Genomic DNA, 19813 nt, shown 5'->3' on the forward strand with positions numbered 1-19813 from the left:
CTGATCGGGTGCGAACATGAAAAGGGCGTCGCTTCATCTCCTAAAAGGGACCGGTTACCTGGTCTCGACGGTCAGCGTCGTTCTTCTGGCGATCGTCAGCTGGTCGAACGCATCGAAAGACCTATTGTTGACGGCGTGCCTTCTTGCGGGCGCCGCGACATCGGTTGTCGGCATGTTTTGCCGCTGGCTCTCCTACGAGATCGAAAAGCGACAAGAGGAGCATTTCGAGAAACCGAACGATCAGGCGATGAAAATGCCCATGGCAGACCATGGTGCGGACGCTTAAAGCGCGTCGCGCTTAACGGATTCAGGTGACGGGCTTTGCACATCTGAGCTAAGCCCGGGCAGGCGTTTTTCTGACGAGCGTACTTGCTATCCGAGACCTCAGATCGACAAAAGCGGACCTGTGAAATCGCGCGGTGAGCGAAGCTCGGCCAGCGAGCGGACCTGCCGCCCTTCCCTGAAATTACCGGGATCGAGCCAGGCTTCGAAAGCCGCACGATTAGCCGGCCATTCGCTGGAAAGCATCGAATACATCGGGATGTCGCAGGGCTTGCCCTTCAGGAACAGGCCTTGGCGATGCGTGCCCTCGTAAACGAAGCCGAGCCGCACGGCCGCCGCGCGCGAACGTTGGTTGGTCGACGTGCATGTCCATTCGATACGCCGGTAGCCGAGATCGTCGAAGACATGGCGCAGGATGAGGTAGAGCGCCTCGGTGGCGAGCCGCGTGCGCTGCAGCGGCGGCGTGTAGAGCACATAGCCGAGTTCGACGACATGGTGCGCCGGCCTGGCCTCCATCAGGCAGAGCCATCCAAGCGCTTCGTCGTCGGGGCCATCGACGGCGAAGAAAGCGCGCTTGGGGTCCGCCACCAGCGCGGCGACGTGCTCGGCGAAGGCCTGCTCGGTGGCAAAGGGTCCGACCTTCATGTCGACCCAGGTGGCCTCGGTGTGCTCGTCATGCGAGAGCCGATAGAGCCTTGCCGCATCGCGTTCGGCGTCGAGCGGGCGCAGCCGCCCCCAACGGCCCTCGAGCACTACGGCGACCGGAACCGGCGCATCGCCCGACGCGACCTGAGTCGCCTTCGGCGTTGACCCGACGACCGGTTGATCTGTCTCGGTATCGAAAGCCATCGTGCGCGCTCCCTAAGGATTGAGCCACTTTATGCCGTATTTGCGCGCCGCCGCCGCATAGGCCTCGGGCATCGAGGAGCCGCTCGCCTCGGCTTGGGAAAGATCGCGGAAGAAGCCTTCGAATCCGGCGGGTGACGTCATCGTCAGGAAACGGCCGGTGCGCGACACGATACGTCGATGCGCATGCGGCACGCCACGCGGAGCGAACACCGTTCCGCCTGGCCCGACGTGAAATTCTTGGTCGCCACAGCGGAACACGTGCTCGCCCTCGATCACGTAGAAGAGCTCGTCCTCATTGGCATGGCTGTGTAGCGGCGTATCCAGAGGATCGATCTCCTCGACGATCGAGAAGGCGCCGCCTGTGGTATCAGCGGACGCCTTGACGAGGAAGTCGGCGCCGCTGAAATGCAGCCGCTCGCCCTCACCAGCTTCGAGCTTGTACCCCGCAACCGTCCTCATGGCATGCCTCCCTTCTTCCAGCGATGGATAGATATCGCACAGTTCTCCGGAAAATGGCTGCTCGGCCAGCCATCGGCGGCCAAGATGATCGACCGCGCCGGCCAGACCGGTCAGAAGCCGGCCTTTCAGGATCTTCAGCACCGGAGCGCCTCCCCCCGTATGACGTGTTTCATTCCGGCCGCCGGTCCGATTCACTTGGACGCATAGCAGCCCGCCCCAATGCGCCGATTAGTTCCAGTAACGGAACACCCTGCCCATTCGATTGGGCATCAAGTAAATGTCCTCCGCATGCGAAAAGCCGGCATCGCGCCCCAAGCGCAGCCATGTCTGCGAGGTTTCGGGGAAATCGGCCAGAAGCATATGCCGTTCCATCGATGCGAATTCCTCGTCGGAAACGGCCGACCATTTGTCGCGTAGCAAGGAGAAGCGCGCGAGCCAGGCGGCGCGATCCTCGCCTTCGAACAGCGCCGGTTCCCAGATGACGAACAGGCCCATCCCTCCCAAGGCCCGGTGGGCGTTCCGCATCAGCCTTGCCTTGGCCGCCGTCGGCAGATGGTGCAGCGACATGCCGATCCAGATGACGTCAACTGGTTCCGACCATTTCGCCATCGCTGGCGCGAAATCGCAGCAGCGGAGTTCGACGGGACAAGGGAGGCCTTCAAGGGCTTCAGCCGCCAATCGCAGCGACGCCTCCGACAAGTCGATGCCGACATAGCTGCCTATCGCCGTCGTCTTCAGCATCGCGGCGGAGGCGCTGGCATCTCCGCACGCCACGTCGAGGAACCGGAATGACGCCGGCGCCTGCTCGACAAGCAAGTCGCGAAGAACGTCATAGACTTCCCGATGGAACATCAGGTTCGCACCGACGATCCTGCGGTAAGTCTCGAGTTCCCTATTGAACATGTCTTGCGAGCCAGAGGCCTTCGTGCCCATCGTCACCGGCATGCTTTCAGTCGACGCATTTGCCATGATGTCCTCCCACCGAATCTCGATGGATCACCGCCAAGGGACGGCACCCGCTGCATGGAGATGCAAGGCGCGGAACACCGCCGTGTGACCAGGGGTCGCAAGGCCGAACTTCATGCCCAGTTCATGCATGCGCCCGGAGAGCCAGACGACCTCGATGGGCTTACCTCTTTCGAGGTCGTTGGCCATCGACGATTTCACATGCGGAGGGAATGCCGTCCACCTCTTGATGACGCGGTCCTCGAACCCTTCCGCCATCGGATGGCCGGCTGCCGCGGCAACCGCCATCCCTTCGTCCCGCAATTGCTCGACGAAGATGCGGGCCTCGGGATCGCCAAGGATCGGACCAATGCCTGAGCGCATGAGCGACGTTGCGCCGGAGAAGGCTGCAAGCGTCACGAACTTCTCCCAGAGCACGCTGTCGATCTCGGCGACCGACTTCAGTTGGAGACCAATCGCCCGATCGCAAAGCGCGTGAAGCTCGTGTATCACAGGATCGCGATGCCCGCCGACGAGAATGTCCGTCAGCCCGCCCGCATGGACGACCTCCCCTGGCTTGTTGATGAAACCGGAAAGGTAGGTGGCGCCGCCGATCACCTTGTCGCCGCGAACATGGCGACGCAGAATCTCGATGCCGTCGATGCCGTTTTGCAGCGTCACGACGCGGGTGTTCCCGGCAATCAGCGGTCCGAGCGCGGCGGCGGCCTTCTCACAATCGTAGAGCTTGACCGCGAAGATCACGAGATCGACGGGACCGATGTCGGCCGGCGCATCGCTTGCTGAGACGTCACGCAGAAGCAAGTTGCCGGCCGGACTTTTGATGCGCAATCCGTTCTGGCGCATTGCCTGCAGATGTGCCCCACGGGCAACGAAGCTGACGTCGCCTCCCGCCTCGACGAGCCTCGCCCCGATATATCCGCCGATGGCGCCCGCACCCATCATTGCGATCCGCATGCCGATCCCTCGACGCCAGCCGGTGCTATGGCCACGTAACGCCGGAGCGGACCCGCAGCCGACATAATATTAGCAGATCCTCAATAAGCCGACCAGCCGCGCCATTAACCTTCCCCCGGGGCACCGGACCAAGGTCGGTGTCGCAATTGCCGCGACTGGCCTATAATCTTGCAGGCGGGTGGGGTGAATCACGCGTATGCTCAGGGAGACCTTGAAGCGACTTGTGCAAGTCTGGAGCGGGCTGTCGCTGGCCTGGCAGTTCGTGATCGCCGGCGGCATCGGGCTTTTGGCGGTGATGCTCGTGGTTGGCCTTTGGGTAACGTCGCAGATCCGCGAAGGTGTGATGCACAACTCCGCCACCACGACAGCGCTCTATGTCGACAGCGTGATTGCACCGCTGCTGCCGGACCTGCGCAAAAGCCGGGAGCTCGACGATACCGTCAAGCGGGCGTTGGACGAGACGCTCGGACAGGGCGCGCTCGGCAAGAGGCTGGTGTCGTTCAAGCTGTGGCGGCGGGACGGCTTGGTGCTCTACTCCGACGACTCGACTCTGATCGGCAAAACCTTTGCGCCGAATCCCAATCTCGTTTCCGCCTTCGCCGGCAATGTCGTAGCCGAATACAACGACCTCAACGACGACCCCGAAGCCGGCGAGGAGAAAGCCGTGAACGCGCCGCTGTTCGAGATCTACAACCCGGTGCGCGAGCCGTGGTCGGGCCAAGTGGTGGCGGTGTCGGAATTCTACGAAATCGCCGACGATTTCCAGGAGACGCTGAACTCGGCGCTGAGGTGGAGCTGGCTGGTGGTGGCCGGCGCCACGGCGGCCTCGCTGGCGCTTCTGTCGGGCATCGTGTTTCGCGGCAGCCGTACCATCCAGACACAGCGCGCAGCGCTCGAGGCCAAGGTCACCGAACTGCAGGCGGCGCTGGCGCAGAACTCGTCGCTGCGCCAGCGCGTGCAGCGCGCCTCGCGCCGCGCCACCGCCATCAACGAACGCTATCTGAGACGCATCGGCGCCGACCTGCATGACGGGCCTGCGCAACTGGTGGCGCTTGCCGCGCTTAGAATGGACAGCCCGGTGCTCGTCGACCCCGCCACCCCGAAACCGCGGCGCGAAGCCGAGATCGCCGGCATCCACAAGACGCTCGGCGAGGCGATGCGAGAGATACGCGGCATCTGCAACGGCCTGGTGCTGCCGCAGATCGAGACCCAGGCTGTGGCCGACAATTTGCGGCTGGCGGTGGCCGAGCATGAGCGCCGCACCGACACCAGGGTGTTGCTGACGCTGCCGGAGCGCTTGCCGGAACTCGGCACCTCGGAGAAGATCAGCATCTATCGTTTCGTGCAGGAAGGGCTGAACAACGCCTACCGGCACGGCAAGGGCAAGGGCCAGCAGGTGAGAGCCACGATGAAGGGCGGCAAGCTGTTGGTCGAGGTGCAGGACACCGGTCCGGGCTTCGATCCGGCGAGGAGCGAAGGCCTCGGGCTTGCCGGCCTCAGGGAGCGCATCGAAAGCATCGGCGGGCAGTTCGAGACGCTCTCGGGTCCAGGAGGAACGAGACTGGTAATCACATTGTCTGTCGAGGAGCAGCCGTGACCGCACCGATCCGCATCGCCATTGTCGACGACCATCCACTGTTTCGCGAGGGCGTGGCGCGCAGCCTCGGCGAGATCGGTGGCTTCGAGCTTGTGGGCGAAGGCGCCAGCGCCGACGACGCCGAAAGGCTGGCGCGCGCCAGCGCTCCAGATATCCTGATGCTCGACATCAGCATGCCGGGCGGCGGCCTCAATGCGCTGACCAGCATCCTTTCGGCAGTCCCCGAGCAGAAGATCGTCATGCTGACGGTTTCGGAAGCCAATGCCGACGTTGCCCAAGCGCTGAAGGCCGGCGCGCGAGGCTATGTGCTGAAGGGGGTCGGCTCCAAGTCGCTGGCCGAGATCCTGCGCGATGTCGCCAACGGCCAGAGCTATGTCTCGCCGACGCTCTCGGCCAGGCTGCTGTCAGATCTGTTGCAGCCCACCAGCCGCAAGCCAGACCCGCTCAGCCAGCTTACCAGCCGCGAGGCCGAGATCCTGAGACTGGTGGCCGAGGGCCTGAGCAACAAGGAAGTCGCCGCCCGGCTGTCGCTGCAGGAAAAGACCGTCAAGCACCACATGACCAGGGTGCTGGCCAAGCTCAACGTGCGCAACCGGACGGAAGCGGCGCTGCTGATGCATGAGGCGAAGGACAGGCAGTAGAGAGTAGGCAGTAGGGAATAGAAAAAAGAGCACCCAGCTGCCTACTGCCTAATCCCTACTGCCTATTCCCTAAAAGCAATCACCCCCGCCTCCGGAAGGCGGGGGTGACATGCGAGGGTGCGGGAAAAGGGGGTAGCTTCTCTCAACCCTCACAAGCTTAGCAGGCGGGTCAGATCCGCCTGGGTCGCCTTGCGCTCGACGATGGTGCGGCCTTGCGCATCCGTCATCTCGAAGCGGCCGTTCTCGATTTCCTCCTTCATGCCGTTGCGGTGGACGACGGTGATCTTGGTGCCGTCGACCTCGACCGTATCGCCGGTCGTGGCGTTGACATGACTGGCCTTGCTGCCCGGACTGGTGTTGCCTTTGCCGCTGTTGTTGCCAGGGCCGGCATTGGCATTGCCGCCACCGGCATTGCTGTTGCCCGAATTGCCGCCGCTGTTGCCGCCGTTGCCGCCGCCATTGCCGCCACCGCCATTACCGCCGCCGCCATTGCCATTGCCAGCATACGCGGTGGTGACGAGGAGCTTGGCGGCGCCATCGGGCGTGAAATGATAGGTCGCGACAACAACCGCCAGCGCGGCCGTGGCGCGCAGCGTAAGGCGGACAAACCTTTTGGAGGCGGGTTCGAGCATGCTGTCCTTGGTTCATGCCGGTTCCGCCTCGGCCCTGCCGAAGTTCCGCTCTCAGCCCGGCCAAGGCGGAACCGGTGTCTTGACCAGAAAAGATTCACGGTTTGGTAAGGCTACGGAAGCGGCCCACGACCCATGCCATGCCCGGTCGGACCTTTTTTGCCGCCGCCTGGGGACCATCGTCGCAACCAAGGGGAGAAACGGCTCGAAGCGGTTACTGCCCCTGCGTTAACCAAATCGCTTGGAAATTGTCCTGCAATTCTTTATGAATGTCGCCTGCGAGAACCACGCGGACGCCCAACGAGCCGCGGCATGCTACGGCGCAGATGTCTCTACTTGGACGCGAAAAGCACCGTGACACTTTGATTTGCGAATGGATTGTTTCCCCGATTTGCGGGGCCATCCGCCAAGAGCCCGCCTTACCCGGCAGCCGTTCTTAGGGCCTAAAAAAGTACCCCCGCCAAAAGGCGGGGGCAAGGTGAGCAGCGGGAGTTCTGTCATAAGACGATCAGGACCGAAGAGACGAAGCAAAAGGTGGCAACCTGATTTTGCAGCGCTGGCCTTTGGTCCCTTAAAGATCTAATCCAGATAGAACCTCGCTCTCACAAACTCTTCAGGCGATTGAGATCGGCCATTGTGGCCCTGCGCTCGACGATGGTGCGACCAAACTTGTCCTCCATCCTAAACCTGCCGTTCTCGATCGTCTCCTTCATTCCATTCCGGTGCGTGACCTGGATGCTGTTGTTGCTTACCTCGACCTTGTCGCCGGTCAGCGCGTTTACGTGATCATCGACATCGGCGGTGCCGGTGCTTGCGTTGGAGGCGCCGTTCGCTGCGCCCTTGCTGTTGCCGTTGGTTCCACCGCTGTTGCTGTTGCCGCTATTTCCACCGCTGTTGCTGTTACCGCTATTTCCACCGCTGTTGCTGTTGCCGCTATTTCCGCCGCTGTTGCTGTTACCGCTATTTCCGCCGCTGTTGCTGTTACCGCTGCCGCTGCTATTGCCCCCAGAATTGCCGTTCCCACTATTGCCGTTGCCGTTATTGCCGCCCGAGTTGCCGTTCCCGTTCCCGCCGCCGCTGTTCCCGCCGCCATTGCCATTGCCGCCGCCTTTACCGGCATAGGCCTTGGCCACAACAAACCCTTCGACGGAGAGATGAAAAGGCGCGACAACAAGCGCCAACGCAGTGAGCGCTCGCAAGACTAGCCTGCAGCCCATGCGCGCTACGCGCATCCCATTCTCCCCATACCGGCCATCCGGCCCTTCGGCCGAACTACCCCACCGGCAATGTCGCAGCATCAGCATCCCCAATCAGCGCGCCGTGTGGAAGTGGCCCACGACCCTTGTCTTGTTTGCTCAGACCTTTTTGGTGACAATATCGGACTAAAGTCCTATCTCAACCACCAGATGTAGTCCGGCATGGCTGCGCGCACAGCTTTTTTCTAGCGCGGCCAGCGGTTTAAAGCAGGTCGCGCCGAAACGGATTCGGGCGACACGCTCTTAGTTTCACTTTTACGCATGTCGTTTTCCCAAAACCGCTGCCCACTTTTGGGCGACATGCGTCTTAGTTTCACTTTTACGCATGTCGTTTTCCAAAACCGCCGCGACAAGCGTCAACCTGGCGACGGAACCGGCGCTCTCGCCGTCACGGCCGCGCCGAGGGCGGCGGCGATCACGGCAGCGATGCCGGCGCACTGCAAGGCGCTCAGGCTCTCATGCAGGAACAGGAAGCCTGTCAAGGCGCCGCCCGCCGGTTCCAGACAGACGATCATGCCATAGACCTTGGCCGGCATTCTGGCCAGCACCATCATCTCCAGCCAGAAGGGCAGCGCGCTGGAGAACAGCGCGACGACGACCGCGCCCGCCATGACATTTGGATCGGTGAGATAAGGCTCCGCCGCGGTAAAGCCGAAAGGCAGCGCAACCAGCGCCGCGATCGCCATGCCGTAGGCCGAGGTGCGGGCGCCGAGCTCGGCGCCGGCCTTTTGCGCGAAGATGATGTAGAGCCCCCAGCAGCCGCCTGCGGCAAGCGCAAGCAGCACGCCCACCGGATCGAGTCCCCGGCTGACATCGGCCCCATGGTTGACGTCAGCAAACGGCGAGAGCAGCACGATGCCGGCGACCGCCAGCCCCATCCAGACGAGGTCGAGCAGGCGCCTGGAGCCCAGCATCGCGACGAAGAGCGGGCCGGTGAACTCGAGCGCCACGCAAATGCCCAGCGGAATGCGCTCGAGCGCGGCATAAAAGATCAGGTTCATGACCGAAACAGTGACGCCATAGGCGGCGAGCCAGGGCAGCCCCTTCGTGTCGGCATTATTTTCCAGGGCCTGAGCACCGCCGCCAGCATCACCGCGCCGATGGCGAGCCTGAGCATCGTCGTGCCCTCCGCGCCCAGAACCGGAAACAGGCCCTTGGCGAAAGCGGCACCCACCTGCACCGATAGAATGGCGGCAAGCAGGCCGAAGATGGGCAAGGCCGCCGCCTCTGGTTTTGCGATCGGTGTCGACGTCACTTCTTCTCCATTCCCCTGCCCGCACGGTCCGGAGTGGAGATACAGCCTGATGTTTCCCGTGTCGTGAGGCAGCGGCAGGCTGATAGTGTGACAGGGCGGGGCGATGGCCATCATCGCCACCCGGCACGCATGTTGCGGCGCACAAGGCTTTGAAACTCAAGGCGCTTTCGCGGATGATGCGCAAGAGTCAACAGCTATGTCCGGATCCTCCTTCCAGTGCCGTTCGCTTCGCGTCATGGTTGACGGTATTATTATTTAACATCCTTTACGATAGATACTTCTAAAAAATCAGACCAAATGCCTAAAATATATGAGACCATCGGACCGCCGCTCCAATAGTTCAGTCCGACAACTTTTCCTCCTGGTTGTCGTTATCACGTCTTTATTTCAAGCCCGTAAGCATTGTGTGTTGCGATGCAACATCCCATGCTACAGTCCTTTAGCCAAGGTGAATATACCGTGGAGGAGTCGGCGAGTTTGGGTTGCCCGTTGACCGGTACCAATTTCGCAGCCGTCGCCTCGGCCGATGTCGGCGCCGGTGGAAGCCGCTGATGGCGAAGGCGCGCGACATCCAACTGGACGCGCTGCGGGCCGTTGCCGTGACGCTGGTGCTCTACGCGCATTTCCTTGCGCCGAACGGCACGTCCTTCCTCGGCCATCTCGGGGTCAGGCTGTTCTTCGTGCTCTCCGGCTTTTTGATCACACGGCTTTTGCTGGATGCGCGTGACACCAATGCATTCGCTTCCGGACCGGCGCTGCGGTCCTTCTATGCCAGGCGCGCGATCCGGATCTTCCCACCCTATTTCGCGGTGCTGGGGCTCGTCTGGCTCACCGACCTGGAACAGGCCAGGTCCTCGCTCGCCTGGCATGCGCTCTACCTCTCGAACTTCTGGTACGCGCTGCGCAACGACTGGAACCCCTGGCTGCTCTGCCATTTCTGGAGCCTCAGCATCGAGGAGCAGTTCTATCTCGCCTGGCCGCTGATCGTGCTTCTGGCGCCGCGCAAACGCATCGAGGCGATCACCATCGGCGTCATCTGCTTCTCCCTCGCCTACCGCTTCTACCGGCCCATTGCCGCGGACCCGGCGCTCGCCAGGGACCTGCTGCCGCCGGCCTCGATGGATGCGCTCGCCTGCGGCGCCCTGCTCGCCGTCCGCCGCGCCAGGGGCGCCGATGTGCCGCGATGGATGCGGCTTTGCTGGCCGGCCCTGGCAGCAGCCTTCCTGCTCGTCGTCTGGTCCGATCCCGGGCCGGCCGACTCGACCTGGGAGTGGCCGCGCTGGGTGCTGGTGCAGGTGCTGCCGCTGGTGCCGTTGACGGCGATCGTCGCCGCCTGCTCGACCGGCCTCGGCGGCTGGCTCGGCAGGCTCGCCGAACGGCGGCCGCTGCTTTCGCTCGGCCGCATCAGCTACGGCGTCTATCTCTACCACCCGATCCTTCTGGCCTATGCCGTCAAGGCGCAGCCATGGATCCCGCTCAACGTCTCGGAGCAGGGGCCGGGCCGGTTCCTGGTCGCGGGCACCGCCACGATCATCGTGGCCTCGCTCTCCTGGGCGTTTTTCGAGAAGCCGCTCAATGGCCTCAAGCGCTATTTCCCCTATGTGGCGCGGCCAGTTGCGTCGGGCGACGCCAAATGGACCAGCCGCACGGCTGCCGCGCTCGAGCTGCCGCGAACGGAGGCGAGGCAATGAGGGGCGGCGCCAATATCGGCGATTGGCCGGCACCAACAGGCTGCCACCTGAAACGGTGGGGATATCGATGACCGCCGCCCCTCTCATCTCCGTGCTTTTGCCCGTCTACAATGCCGAGCCCTATGTCGGCGCCGCGATCCAATCGATCCTGCGCCAGGACTACGGCGGGCTCGAGGTCATCGCCATTGACGACGGATCGACCGACCGGTCGCTGGAGATCCTCGAGCGCTGCCGCCGGGACGACAGCCGCGTGTCCATCATTTCGCGCGAGAATCGCGGGCTCGTCGCCTCGCTCAACGAGGGGCTGCAGGTAGCGCGGGGCGAGCTCGTCGCGCGCATGGATGCCGACGACTTCGCCTATCCCTGGCGGCTGTCGCGCCAGGCGGCACTGTTTGCGGCACGGCCCGAGCTCGGCTTCTGCGGCTCGGTCGTCGATCTGCTGCTGCACGGCCGCATCGCCCGGGGCAGGCTCGATCCGGTGTTCCGCCTCGCCCTCCCGGTGCTGTCAAAATTCTTCACGATCTTCATGCATCCGACGGTGATCTACAACCGCCGGGTCATCGGCGAGGCCGACCTCCGCTATGACGGCGCTTACCGGCATGCCGAGGATTTCGACCTCTTCAGGCGGCTCGCCGACCGCTATCCGGCGGCCATGATAGAGGAGAGCCTGCTGGTCTACCGCGTCCATGCCGGCAGCGTGACCAGCCGGCACACCGGCGACATGCGGCGCACGCATCTCAGGATCGTGGCAGAGAATCTCGAGCGCGATGGCCTGGCGGAGGAGAGCGAGGATTTGCGCGCCATTGGCGATCAAGTCTCGTTCGACACTGTGGCCCGGGCGGCAGCCTTCATGCGCGCGCTGGAAGAGCGGATCGCCGCCCTGCCCGACACGACGCGGCCGAGCTTCGAGGCCGGCGCGCTGAACCTCTTCTATTTCCTCTACCAGCTCGTCAACGACGAGGAGCAGCCGGCCCTGACGCACGAGCTGTTGACGCTGACGGCGAAATGGAACGCCATCCGCCGCCGCGAGAAATACGCGCTCAGCCCCGGCGCCTGGGCGCCCTGGCTCAGCCATGTCTCGATGTGGGCGGGCAAACGCGCGGACGGGCTGGCCTACCGCCTCAAATCCGCGCCGGCGGGGTCGGTGCTTGCGCCTTATCGGATGGGGGCGGCATGAGAGTGATACGCGAGGTTGTCTTAAAGGGTGGCAACCGCCAACGCTGGCGGGACAGCACCCCCCTCTGTCCTGCCGGACATGTCCGGCAGGACAGAGGGGGGTGTGAAGGATCGCGACGCATCGCATCCATTTATCGGGCTGACGCAGCCGCGGAGCCCTCGCCGTGAACGCCGAGCGCCATCCGCCGCTGCACTTCCGCCCGGCCCTGCCCGCCCCGCCTTGGCCCAGGCAGCGGCCGCAGGTCTCCTTCATCGTCTGCACGCGCGACCGCGTCGCGGTGCTGGAAGCCTGCATAGGCTCGATCCGCGCCGCCTGCCGGGCCCACCCCGGCTTCGCCGCCGAGCTGGTGGTGGTCGACAATGGCTCGCGCGACGGCACGGCCGAATACCTTTCAAGGGTCGCCGCGACGTCCGACATCGCGCTGACCGCGATCTCGGAGCCGCGGCCCGGATTGGCGGCGGCGCGCAACGCCGGGCTGGCGCGGGCGCGCGGACGCGTGCTGGTCTTCGTCGACGACGACTGCCGGCTCGACCGCAGCTATCTAGCCGACCTTCAGCGCCATTATGCGAGCGGTGAGAAATGGCTGATCCGCGGCGGCCGCGTCGAGATCGGCGATGCGCGCGACCTGCCCTTCACCATCAAGCGCTGCGACAAGCGCGAGCGGCTGACACGTGCCGTCCATCCGGGCGGCTTCGTGCTCGGCTGCAACATGACCATGCATCGCGACGTTGCCGCCCGCATCGGGCCGTTCGACGAGCGCTTCGGCGCCGGCGGGGCGCTGCGCTCGGCCGAGGACACGGACTATCTGGTGCGCGCCATGCTTGCCGGCATGGCGGTGGAATATGTGCCTGACATGACGATCTTCCACCATCACGGGCGGCGCGACCGCAAGGCGGTCGACCGGCTGCACCGCGACTATCATTTCGGCAATGGCGCGCTGTGTCTGAAACATTTCCGCCGCGCGCCCTTCCTGCTTCGCCATTTCTACTGGGCCGCGCGGGCCGCGATGCGCGAACTTGCAGGCGGGCCGCGGTTCGACAGCGATCTCAGGCTGTCGCACTGGCCGATCGTTTTGATGAACCTCGCGGGCGCGGCGAAGTTCTTGGCTCTCGTGCTTTCTGGACGGCCGCAACGGCAGCCACGGCGCGTCCAGGAAACCACCGAGGCCAGCGCGGAGGCCGGCGCGCGATGACCGGATCTCCGACGCTGTCGATGCTGCACCAGGCGCTCGGCCGCCGGCAGATCGCCCTGCTGCCCGCCGTCGTCGCGCTCGGGCTTGCCAGTGCCGCGCTCGAAGGGTTCGGCATCGGGCTCATCATCCCGCTGCTCGGCATCATCATGGGACATGGCGAGGCGACCGGCATGGCCGGCCTCTCCGCCCTCCTCCAGAAGGTCGGCGCCGGACTCGGCGAGCGCGAGCGGCTAGTCGCGATTTCGGCCGCGATCCTCGGCTCGATCCTGCTCAAGAACCTGCTCGCCTACGCCAATTCGGTGCTGACCGCGCATATCTACGGCAAGGCCAGCCAGGCGATCCGCGCTGCGCTGGCAGGGCAGCTGCTTGGAGTGGGCTATCCGTTCTTCCTGAAGGAGAGCCCGGGCCGGCTGCTCAACATCATCTCCAACGAATCCTGGCGGGCGTCGGACGCCATCCAGGGGATGCTAGGCGCCATCGTCAGCGCCTCGGCAGCTATCATCCTGCTCGCCTTCCTGCTGCTGCTCTCCTGGCAGATGACGCTTTTGGTGATGCTCGGCCTTGCGCTGGTGCAGGCGGCGCATATGGCGCTGTCGGCGCATCTCAGGGCGCCCAGCCGCGGCGTTGCCGCGCGCAACAGCGCCTTGGCCTCGCGGATGCTGCATCTGGTGCACGCCGGCCGGCTGATCCGCATCTTCGGCCAGGAGCAGCGCGAGAAGGCGGCGTTCGAGAAGGCATCGGATGGAGTCCGGCGGGCGGCTTTCCTGCTCTCCAATCGCCAGGGCGCGCTGGCGCCGCTGACGGAAGTGCTGCACGCCATGCTGTTCCTGGCGGTGGTGATCGGCGCCTGGCTTGCCGGCTTGAGCTTCCCACTGGTCGCCGCCTTCCTCATCCTGCTCTACCGCCTGCAGCCGCATGTCAGGGCGCTGCAGATGACCTGGAGCCAGTTGCAGGGCCTTTCCGGCTCGCTGGAAGAGGTGACCTGGCTGCTCGACCCGACGGGCAAGCCGGCGCCGCCGCAAGGCAGCCGGCCGTTTGCAGGCTTGAACGAGAAGATTGCCTTCGAGAGCGTGAGCTTCAGCTATGCCAATGAGGAGCAGCGCGCGGCCGTGCTGCACACCGCGAGCTTCGATATCGTGAGCGGCCGCTCGACGGCGCTGATCGGCCGCTCCGGCGCCGGCAAGACGACGATCGTCAACCTGCTCTGCCGCTTCGTTGAGCCGGACGGCGGCCGCATCCTCGTCGACGGCGCGCCGCTAGGCGACATCGACCCGGTCGCATGGCGGGCCCATATCGCTTTGGCCAGCCAGGAGCTGGAGCTGGTCGACGGCACCATCCTCGACAACATCACCTACGGCAAGGACACGGCGAGCGCCGAAGAGGCGCGCCAAGCGGCCGAGCTTGCCGAGGCGCATGAATTCATCGAACGCCTGCCGCAGGCTTATGAGACGGTGGTCGGCTATCGCGGCGTCAACCTGTCGGCCGGGCAAAGGCAGCGCATCGCGCTCGCCCGCGCGCTGCTGCGCGACCCCGACATACTGATCCTCGACGAAGCCACCAACGCGGTGGACGGGCTGTCCGAAGCGGCGATCGTCGAAACGCTGAAATCGCGCGCCGGCCGCCGCACCACGATCGTCATCAGCCACCACCACTCGACGATCTCGTTCTGCGACGATCTGGTGATTCTGGAGCATGGACGGGTGAAGAAGCAGGCCCCGTTCGCCGAGATGGCGACGCGCAGCATGGATGAGCTGTATCAGCCGGAGTGAGCGCTGGTAATCTCCCCCCTTGAGGGGGAGATGTCGCCGAAGGCGACAGAAGGGGTCGCCGCGCGTGAAGCGCCAGCGCCTTGCGCGCCCAGAGATGAGTCGGCGCTCTACGTGAGACGACCCCACCCCGATCCGCTTCGCGGATCGACCCTCCCCTCGAGGGCGAAGGCTCACCCCGCCATCGCGAGCGGCACGGCGCTCTTGTTGGGGATCTGGATGTCGATTTCCAGCGTCGACATCGTCGCGCCGCGGTCCATCGAGACCTGGAGGTAGTCCTGGTCGATCTGCACGTGCTTGGCGATGACTGCCATGATCTCCTCGCGCAGGATGGAGACGAGGTCGGGCTGGCCGCGGCTCTGGCGCTCATAGGCGAGCAGCAGCTGCAGCCGCTCGCGCGCCACCGGGGCGCTGGTGCGCCGCTTGAAGAGGTCGAGGATGCTCATGCCGCCCTCCTTCCGAGCAGCCGGTCGAGGAAGCCCTTGCGTTCGAAGGGGACGACCACCGGCAGGTCCTCGCCTTCCAGGCGTCTTGCCGCTTCGAGATAGGCCTTGGCGGCTGAATTGGTCGGTTCCGACAGCGTCACCGGCGCGCCGAGGTTCGAGGCCCTCAGCACATCCTGGCTTTCCGGGATGATGCCGAGCAGCGGCGTCGACAGGATCTCCAGCACGTCGTCGATCGACAGCATCTCGCCGCGCGAGGCGCGCGCCGCGTCATAGCGGGTGACCAGCACGTGCTTCTGGATCAGCTCGCCCTGCTCGGCCTTCATGGTGCGGGCGTCGAGCAGGCCGATGATGCGGTCGGAGTCGCGCACTGAGCTGACTTCCGGGTTGGTGACGATGACCGCCTCGTCGGCGAAGCGCATGGCGAGCTGGGCGCCGCGCTCGATGCCGGCCGGGCTGTCGCAGAAGACATAGTCGAAGACGGAACGCAGCCGGGCGATGACTTCGGCCACGCCTTCTTCGGTCAGGGCGTCCTTGTCGCGCGTCTGCGATGCCGGCAGCAGGTAGAGCGTTTCCAGCCGCTTGTCGCGGATCAGCGCCTGCGAGAGCTTCGCCGAGCCCTGGATGACGTTGACGAGGTCGAACACCACGCGCCGCTCGGCGCCCATGATGAGGTCGAGGTTCCTCAGGCCGACGTCGAAATCGACCAGCGCCACCTTCTTGCCGGTCTTGGCCACGGCAGCGCCGAGCGCGGCCGTCGAGGTCGTCTTGCCGACGCCCCCCTTGCCCGAAGTGACCACGACTACCTTGCCCATATATCCAGCCTCCATTGGCGTTTGTTGTCTTGCGCCGTGGCCAGCACGGCGGATTCAGTCTTTGTTTCGATGCATGTCGTTTTCCCAAAACCGCCGCGCACTTTTGGGCGACATGCATTACGACCATCACACACGAAACAGGCCCGAACCTTGCGTCGGCCCTGAACTCAGATTCAGCCGAGCGGCACCACGCACAGCGCATCGTTGTCGAGGAAGGCCTGCACGGCCTTGCCGCGCGAGACGCCTTCCATTTCCTCGGCCGTGGTGTACCAGCCGTCGACGGCGAGCAGCTCGGCCTCGTTCTTGCGGCAGAAGATGCGCGCCGAAACATTGCCTTCCGAACCGGCGATCGCCCGGCCGCGCAGCGTGCCATAGACATGGATCGAGCCGCCGGCGACAATCTCCGAGCCGGACGCGACCGAGCCCAGCACGATGACATCGCCATGCGGGTGGAAGACCGACTGTCCCGAGCGGATCGGCGTCTTGATCATCAGCGTGCCGGCGGACGGCTCGTGCCGGGGCGACTCGACCGCCCTGCCAGGCTCTGGCTGCAGCGCCTCAGGCTTTGCCTCGTCGAGCTTCAACAGCTCATCCTGCTGCGCCCGCACCTGTCCCTGCTGCACATCCTCAACGGTGGCCGTCTCGACCGTGATTTCCTCCGCCTTCGCCTTGCGCGCAGCCCTGCCCAGCAGACCCTCGGCGGTGGCTTCCTTGGCGCCGGCGAGCAGCGGCGGCAAATCGGGCCCGAGCTCGGCGCCGTCGAGCTCGACGGCGTAGACGCGGATGCCGCGCGAGCCGAGCACGCCAACCAGCGCCGCGATCTCCTCCGGCCCCGGCTTCAAAGTGTTCAGATCCAGCACCACCGGGCGGCCGGCGAAATAGCCCGGCGAGTTGCCGATCCAGTGATCGAGTCCCTCCAGCCAGTCGTCGATGGGAGCTTCCGGGGTGAGCGTGAAAGCGACGAAGGAGCGGGCGCGGAAGCGGATGGATTTGTTGTGCAAAGGGGCGGCGAAGGTCACGGCCAGGCGAATCCTTACTCAATGGTTAAAGGGTGCCGGGCTAATGGTTAACAAAAGGTTAATTTCGGGAGGCTTGGCCGTTAAGGAACTGGCGCGGCTAAGTTTTGTGGCGGAGCGGTCACACGGCCCGCCGAGGGCCCGGACGAATCGAGCGTGTGAAGCTCCTAATATACGAAGGGGTGCGACAGCGAGCACCATCTGGACCGCCTTCCAGAGCAAAGGAGACGGGCATGGGCCTCGGTCGGGAAAGCAGCAAGCGAGCAGGCAGCAAGCGGGCAGGCAGCAAGCGGACAGGCAGGGCAAGCGCGGCAATCGGCGTGCTGTTGCTGCTTGCAGGATGCATGACGAGCGGCAGGGCCACATACCAGACGAGCGGCATAGACCAATGGCTGACAACGGAAAATGCCGACGCGGTCGTCAATGCAATGGCGGCGAAGGGCATGATACCGGCGACCATCGACTGCCGGTTCGCCGACACCGCGCCGGGCCAACTGGCCTACGTCTCGAAATTCACCTGGAAGCGCGCCCCGGCAAACACGCGCTACCATTGGGAAATCGGCGACCCGACCTACCTCGCGAGCAAGGAAGTCAAAGCCAACAGGATTGGGCTGCGGCGGGTGTTTGCGAAGGTGGTGCGGGACCCGGCGAGCGGGCAAAAGGTTGGATGCTCGATCTGGGCGAGTTAGAGCTGCGGGCGGGATAGGTGGCTGCGACCGCGAGAAGCGTCAGCGTGAAGGCGACGAATGAGCGGGCGCGGAAGCGGATGGTGGCGCCTCGACGCTGGTGCGGCCGCGGGGGTACGGGCGGCGCTGCTCAGGTTCTGCGCGGCGAATGGCTTGAGCCTCAATCGCCCAGGGCGGACGCACGGGGCCCGCCGGGCGAAACGATGCACTGGACCGCCGAAATGACGACGGCTGCGCTAGCGCTCACGAGCCTGCTTTGCCGCGGGTCCGCATTGGACGGCGCCCCGAGAGGGCCTCAACCGCTTCTTCGATGCCGACGACCTGCCGTTCGACATCCTCCAGGTAGAGCCGCCCGGCAACGATCTTGCCATCGACGATCTCGAACAGCGTGACCCCGCGCACCTCGAACGGCTGGCCGTCGCGGCGGGTACCCGACCAATGCCATTCACTCCAGGTCGTGTCACCCTCTTGGACCGAGCGCGTGACCGTAGCGCAGAAGTCGGGTATTCCCGCGAACATGGCCTCCCAGTTGGCGCGCATTTGCTCCCGCCCAACGAAAGCCCTGCCGGGGTGCGCCGGCTGCTCACTGCGATACTTCTCGTGGATGAGAGCGGCGACGGCATCGAGATCGTGTGCGTTCATCGCCCGCACGAGTTGTTCGATCACGTCGCTCATCGAATCCCGCCGATCGGTTTGCAAGTCTCGGAATTCTAGCGGACTGGTCAAGCGTCGTCCACGATTGCCACCTCAAGGCGGATTTCGCGAGCGGTCACACTGCTTGCCCGGGACCGGCCCGGACGAGCCGGGCGTGTGAAGTTCCTGATGTACGAAGCGAGGTCGCGCCGGCACCCTCTTCCAGGGTGGACCTCCGTTCTGCTCTTGCGCAAGACCCGCGCCGCAGCGCGGTGACACCGCTTGCCGCAGCCGCTATCCTCGAAAACCGCCGGCGTAGCGGAGAGCAAGGGAGATCTTGTCATGGGACTGGCGGTCAGCAAACCCGAAGATGTCGCGACTGCCTTTGCCGATGCCTGGAACAGGCATGACATGGACGACTTCGCAGCTTTGTTCTCCGAGGATGCGAATTTCGTCAATGTCGTAGGCATGTGGTGGAAGAACCGCACCGAGATCGAAGGGGCACACCGCGCAACCCATCAAACCATGTTTCGTGACAGCCGATTGGAGGGTGTTGTCTCGTCAGCGGTGGCATTAGCTCCCGGCCTTGCATCGCTGCACTATGCATGGACCTTGACCGGTGCATCCGCCCCGGACGGCTCACCCGCCGGAATACGAAAAGGCATTCTGCTTCTGGTTGTGAAGGAAGAACAAGCGGGCTGGCGGATCAAGGTGGCCCAAAACACCGACATTGTTCCAGGGGCGATTGCTCCCCCTCCGAACGCAAGGCGATAAGCTCGGCCTTCATCTTTTTTGGCCTATTGCCAAGCATCCACTAATTGACCAACCTTGGAGCCATGCGTACCCATGGCACGCTTTGGTTCTCGCCTCCGGTCTCGGTCAAGAGCCGCCAAACGGGCGCTCGGAGCGCCGACGGTTGCCGGCCACTGCACCTCAGCGCTATAAATAGGCCCAGGACATCGCCTCGCCGCCGCTGACAAAGCGAGCGCAATCCATCGCCTGAACCCGCCCCGGGGCAAAGGCCATTGATAATATTATTTATCCGCTCCTTGCCGCGACCTTGAACGAGCGCTATGTTTCTCAAATCGATCTTGTGAAACGAATGTTGTTTCCGCGCCGCGGCGCCCTGACGATCTTCCCTCTCAATTTCGAAGACTGCGACGTTTGGCTTCAAGCCAGGCGGCGATGATTTGCGTCGATTTGAAAGGAAAATCGTATGACTACCGGAACCGTGAAGTTTTTCAACGCCACCAAAGGCTTCGGCTTCATCGAACAGGGCAACGGACAGCCGGACGTGTTCGTCCATATCTCGGCCGTCGAGCGCGCCGGAATGCGTTCCCTCGCCGAGGGCCAGAAGGTGAGCTTCGACATCGTCAAGGACCAGCGGAACGGCAAGAGCTCCGCGGAGAATCTGCAGGCGGCCTGACGCCGTGCGTCCATGGCCTTTGACCACGGATGTACTGGCATCTGGCCTTGGAGCACTTGGAGGAGGTCGGGGCTTGCCCC

At 64.3% G+C, this 19813-nt stretch carries 22 protein-coding genes; 10 read left to right on the plus strand and 12 right to left on the minus strand.

Features of this window, described 5'->3' with window-relative positions; genetic code table 11:
* The first annotated feature begins 16 nt into the window (after positions 1-16).
* A complete protein-coding gene (locus EJ071_RS29245) occupies positions 17-286 on the plus strand; it encodes a hypothetical protein (protein ID WP_126100958.1) in 270 nt (89 codons plus the stop codon).
* Positions 287-384: 98 nt separating this feature from the next.
* On the opposite strand, the gene EJ071_RS29250 is transcribed toward EJ071_RS29245, so the two are convergent.
* The 4 genes from EJ071_RS29250 to EJ071_RS29265 form a co-directional block, all read right to left on the minus strand.
* A complete protein-coding gene (locus EJ071_RS29250) occupies positions 385-1131 on the minus strand; it encodes a GNAT family protein (protein WP_126100959.1) in 747 nt (248 codons plus the stop codon).
* A gap of 12 nt (positions 1132-1143) precedes the next feature.
* Complete coding sequence (locus EJ071_RS29255; protein WP_126100960.1) at positions 1144-1731, minus strand: cupin domain-containing protein; 588 nt, start codon at positions 1729-1731, stop codon at positions 1144-1146.
* 87 nt (positions 1732-1818) lie between these two features.
* Complete coding sequence (locus EJ071_RS29260) at positions 1819-2559, minus strand: class I SAM-dependent methyltransferase (protein WP_126100961.1); 741 nt, start codon at positions 2557-2559, stop codon at positions 1819-1821.
* A gap of 27 nt (positions 2560-2586) precedes the next feature.
* On the minus strand, positions 2587-3510 hold the full coding sequence (locus EJ071_RS29265) for a 2-dehydropantoate 2-reductase (protein ID WP_245460015.1): 924 nt from the start codon (positions 3508-3510) through the stop codon (positions 2587-2589).
* A gap of 196 nt (positions 3511-3706) precedes the next feature.
* On the opposite strand from EJ071_RS29265, the gene EJ071_RS29270 reads away from it, so the two are divergent.
* Both EJ071_RS29270 and EJ071_RS29275 read left to right on the plus strand, forming a co-directional pair.
* Positions 3707-5107, plus strand: a complete 1401-nt coding sequence (locus EJ071_RS29270) for a sensor histidine kinase (RefSeq protein ID WP_126100962.1) — start codon at positions 3707-3709, stop codon at positions 5105-5107.
* A complete protein-coding gene (locus EJ071_RS29275) occupies positions 5104-5748 on the plus strand; it encodes a response regulator transcription factor (protein WP_126100963.1) in 645 nt (214 codons plus the stop codon). Before EJ071_RS29270 ends, EJ071_RS29275 begins: the two co-directional genes overlap by 4 nt.
* Before the next feature lie 149 nt (positions 5749-5897).
* Here the strand turns inward: EJ071_RS29275 and EJ071_RS38780 are convergent, their stop codons facing one another.
* From EJ071_RS38780 to EJ071_RS39695, 4 genes are all read right to left on the minus strand, one after another.
* Entirely contained in the window at positions 5898-6380 is a 483-nt protein-coding gene (locus EJ071_RS38780) for a hypothetical protein (RefSeq protein ID WP_189521276.1), read from the minus strand.
* Between the two features lie 599 nt (positions 6381-6979).
* Positions 6980-7609 carry a hypothetical protein gene (locus tag EJ071_RS29285; RefSeq protein ID WP_126100964.1) on the minus strand — a complete coding sequence of 210 codons (630 nt, stop codon included), beginning with the start codon at positions 7607-7609 and terminating at the stop codon, positions 6980-6982.
* Positions 7610-7989: 380 nt separating this feature from the next.
* Positions 7990-8634: an EamA family transporter gene (locus EJ071_RS29290; RefSeq protein WP_245460016.1), complete on the minus strand. Its 645-nt coding sequence runs from the start codon at positions 8632-8634 to the stop codon at positions 7990-7992.
* Positions 8631-8888, minus strand: coding sequence for a hypothetical protein (locus EJ071_RS39695; protein WP_245460017.1), 258 nt, complete (start codon positions 8886-8888; stop codon positions 8631-8633). The genes EJ071_RS29290 and EJ071_RS39695 overlap by 4 nt, the downstream gene beginning before the upstream one ends.
* 551 nt (positions 8889-9439) lie before the next feature.
* On the opposite strand from EJ071_RS39695, the gene EJ071_RS29295 reads away from it, so the two are divergent.
* From EJ071_RS29295 to EJ071_RS29310, 4 genes are all read left to right on the plus strand, one after another.
* Entirely contained in the window at positions 9440-10579 is a 1140-nt protein-coding gene (locus EJ071_RS29295; RefSeq protein WP_126100965.1) for an acyltransferase, read from the plus strand.
* Positions 10580-10646: 67 nt separating this feature from the next.
* Complete coding sequence (locus tag EJ071_RS29300) at positions 10647-11756, plus strand: glycosyltransferase (protein ID WP_126100966.1); 1110 nt, start codon at positions 10647-10649, stop codon at positions 11754-11756.
* A gap of 205 nt (positions 11757-11961) precedes the next feature.
* A complete protein-coding gene (locus tag EJ071_RS29305; RefSeq protein WP_245460363.1) occupies positions 11962-12948 on the plus strand; it encodes a glycosyltransferase in 987 nt (328 codons plus the stop codon).
* A complete protein-coding gene (locus EJ071_RS29310; protein ID WP_245460018.1) occupies positions 12945-14717 on the plus strand; it encodes an ABC transporter ATP-binding protein in 1773 nt (590 codons plus the stop codon). Before EJ071_RS29305 ends, EJ071_RS29310 begins: the two co-directional genes overlap by 4 nt.
* Positions 14718-14887: 170 nt before the next feature.
* Here EJ071_RS29310 and minE read toward each other — a convergent pair whose 3' ends face one another.
* The 3 genes from minE to minC form a co-directional block, all read right to left on the minus strand.
* Complete coding sequence (gene minE, locus EJ071_RS29315) at positions 14888-15160, minus strand: cell division topological specificity factor MinE (RefSeq protein WP_040973218.1); 273 nt, start codon at positions 15158-15160, stop codon at positions 14888-14890.
* Positions 15157-15972: a septum site-determining protein MinD gene (minD, locus tag EJ071_RS29320; protein ID WP_126100968.1), complete on the minus strand. Its 816-nt coding sequence runs from the start codon at positions 15970-15972 to the stop codon at positions 15157-15159. The genes minE and minD overlap by 4 nt, the downstream gene beginning before the upstream one ends.
* A gap of 173 nt (positions 15973-16145) precedes the next feature.
* The gene (gene minC, locus EJ071_RS29325) at positions 16146-16991 is read right to left on the minus strand and encodes a septum site-determining protein MinC (RefSeq protein ID WP_126100969.1); all 846 of its coding nucleotides are present in this window, start codon (positions 16989-16991) and stop codon (positions 16146-16148) included.
* A 317-nt stretch (positions 16992-17308) separates the two neighbouring features.
* Between minC and EJ071_RS29330 the strand changes: the two genes are divergently transcribed.
* On the plus strand, positions 17309-17677 hold the full coding sequence (locus EJ071_RS29330; protein WP_126100970.1) for a hypothetical protein: 369 nt from the start codon (positions 17309-17311) through the stop codon (positions 17675-17677).
* A 240-nt stretch (positions 17678-17917) separates the two neighbouring features.
* On the opposite strand, the gene EJ071_RS29335 is transcribed toward EJ071_RS29330, so the two are convergent.
* Positions 17918-18349 (minus strand): nuclear transport factor 2 family protein, encoded by a 432-nt coding sequence (locus EJ071_RS29335; RefSeq protein WP_126100971.1) that lies wholly within the window; start codon positions 18347-18349, stop codon positions 17918-17920.
* A gap of 300 nt (positions 18350-18649) precedes the next feature.
* Here EJ071_RS29335 and EJ071_RS29340 point away from each other — a divergent pair, with 300 nt between their 5' ends.
* The gene (locus tag EJ071_RS29340; protein ID WP_126100972.1) at positions 18650-19081 is read left to right on the plus strand and encodes an SgcJ/EcaC family oxidoreductase; all 432 of its coding nucleotides are present in this window, start codon (positions 18650-18652) and stop codon (positions 19079-19081) included.
* Between the two features lie 442 nt (positions 19082-19523).
* Complete coding sequence (locus EJ071_RS29345) at positions 19524-19733, plus strand: cold-shock protein (protein WP_126100973.1); 210 nt, start codon at positions 19524-19526, stop codon at positions 19731-19733.
* Positions 19734-19813 lie beyond the last annotated feature (80 nt).

This window comes from Mesorhizobium sp. M1B.F.Ca.ET.045.04.1.1 (assembly GCF_003952465.1).
Taxonomy (GTDB): Bacteria; Pseudomonadota; Alphaproteobacteria; order Rhizobiales; family Rhizobiaceae; genus Mesorhizobium; species Mesorhizobium shonense.

Coding starts and splice junctions, on each gene's coding strand:
- EJ071_RS38780 (WP_189521276.1), bottom strand. CDS start 6,380: ATGCTCGAACCCGCCTCCAAAAGGTTTGTCCGCCTTACGCTGCGCGCC.
- EJ071_RS29285 (WP_126100964.1), bottom strand. CDS start 7,609: ATGCGCGTAGCGCGCATGGGCTGCAGGCTAGTCTTGCGAGCGCTCACT.
- EJ071_RS29340 (WP_126100972.1), top strand. CDS start 18,650: ATGGGACTGGCGGTCAGCAAACCCGAAGATGTCGCGACTGCCTTTGCC.
- EJ071_RS29270 (WP_126100962.1), top strand. CDS start 3,707: ATGCTCAGGGAGACCTTGAAGCGACTTGTGCAAGTCTGGAGCGGGCTG.
- EJ071_RS29245 (WP_126100958.1), top strand. CDS start 17: ATGAAAAGGGCGTCGCTTCATCTCCTAAAAGGGACCGGTTACCTGGTC.
- EJ071_RS29290 (WP_245460016.1), bottom strand. CDS start 8,634: ATGAACCTGATCTTTTATGCCGCGCTCGAGCGCATTCCGCTGGGCATT.
- minE (WP_040973218.1), bottom strand. CDS start 15,160: ATGAGCATCCTCGACCTCTTCAAGCGGCGCACCAGCGCCCCGGTGGCG.
- EJ071_RS29310 (WP_245460018.1), top strand. CDS start 12,945: ATGACCGGATCTCCGACGCTGTCGATGCTGCACCAGGCGCTCGGCCGC.
- EJ071_RS29260 (WP_126100961.1), bottom strand. CDS start 2,559: ATGGCAAATGCGTCGACTGAAAGCATGCCGGTGACGATGGGCACGAAG.
- EJ071_RS29345 (WP_126100973.1), top strand. CDS start 19,524: ATGACTACCGGAACCGTGAAGTTTTTCAACGCCACCAAAGGCTTCGGC.
- EJ071_RS29265 (WP_245460015.1), bottom strand. CDS start 3,510: ATGCGGATCGCAATGATGGGTGCGGGCGCCATCGGCGGATATATCGGG.
- EJ071_RS29335 (WP_126100971.1), bottom strand. CDS start 18,349: ATGAGCGACGTGATCGAACAACTCGTGCGGGCGATGAACGCACACGAT.
- EJ071_RS29250 (WP_126100959.1), bottom strand. CDS start 1,131: ATGGCTTTCGATACCGAGACAGATCAACCGGTCGTCGGGTCAACGCCG.
- EJ071_RS29295 (WP_126100965.1), top strand. CDS start 9,440: ATGGCGAAGGCGCGCGACATCCAACTGGACGCGCTGCGGGCCGTTGCC.
- minD (WP_126100968.1), bottom strand. CDS start 15,972: ATGGGCAAGGTAGTCGTGGTCACTTCGGGCAAGGGGGGCGTCGGCAAG.
- EJ071_RS29300 (WP_126100966.1), top strand. CDS start 10,647: ATGACCGCCGCCCCTCTCATCTCCGTGCTTTTGCCCGTCTACAATGCC.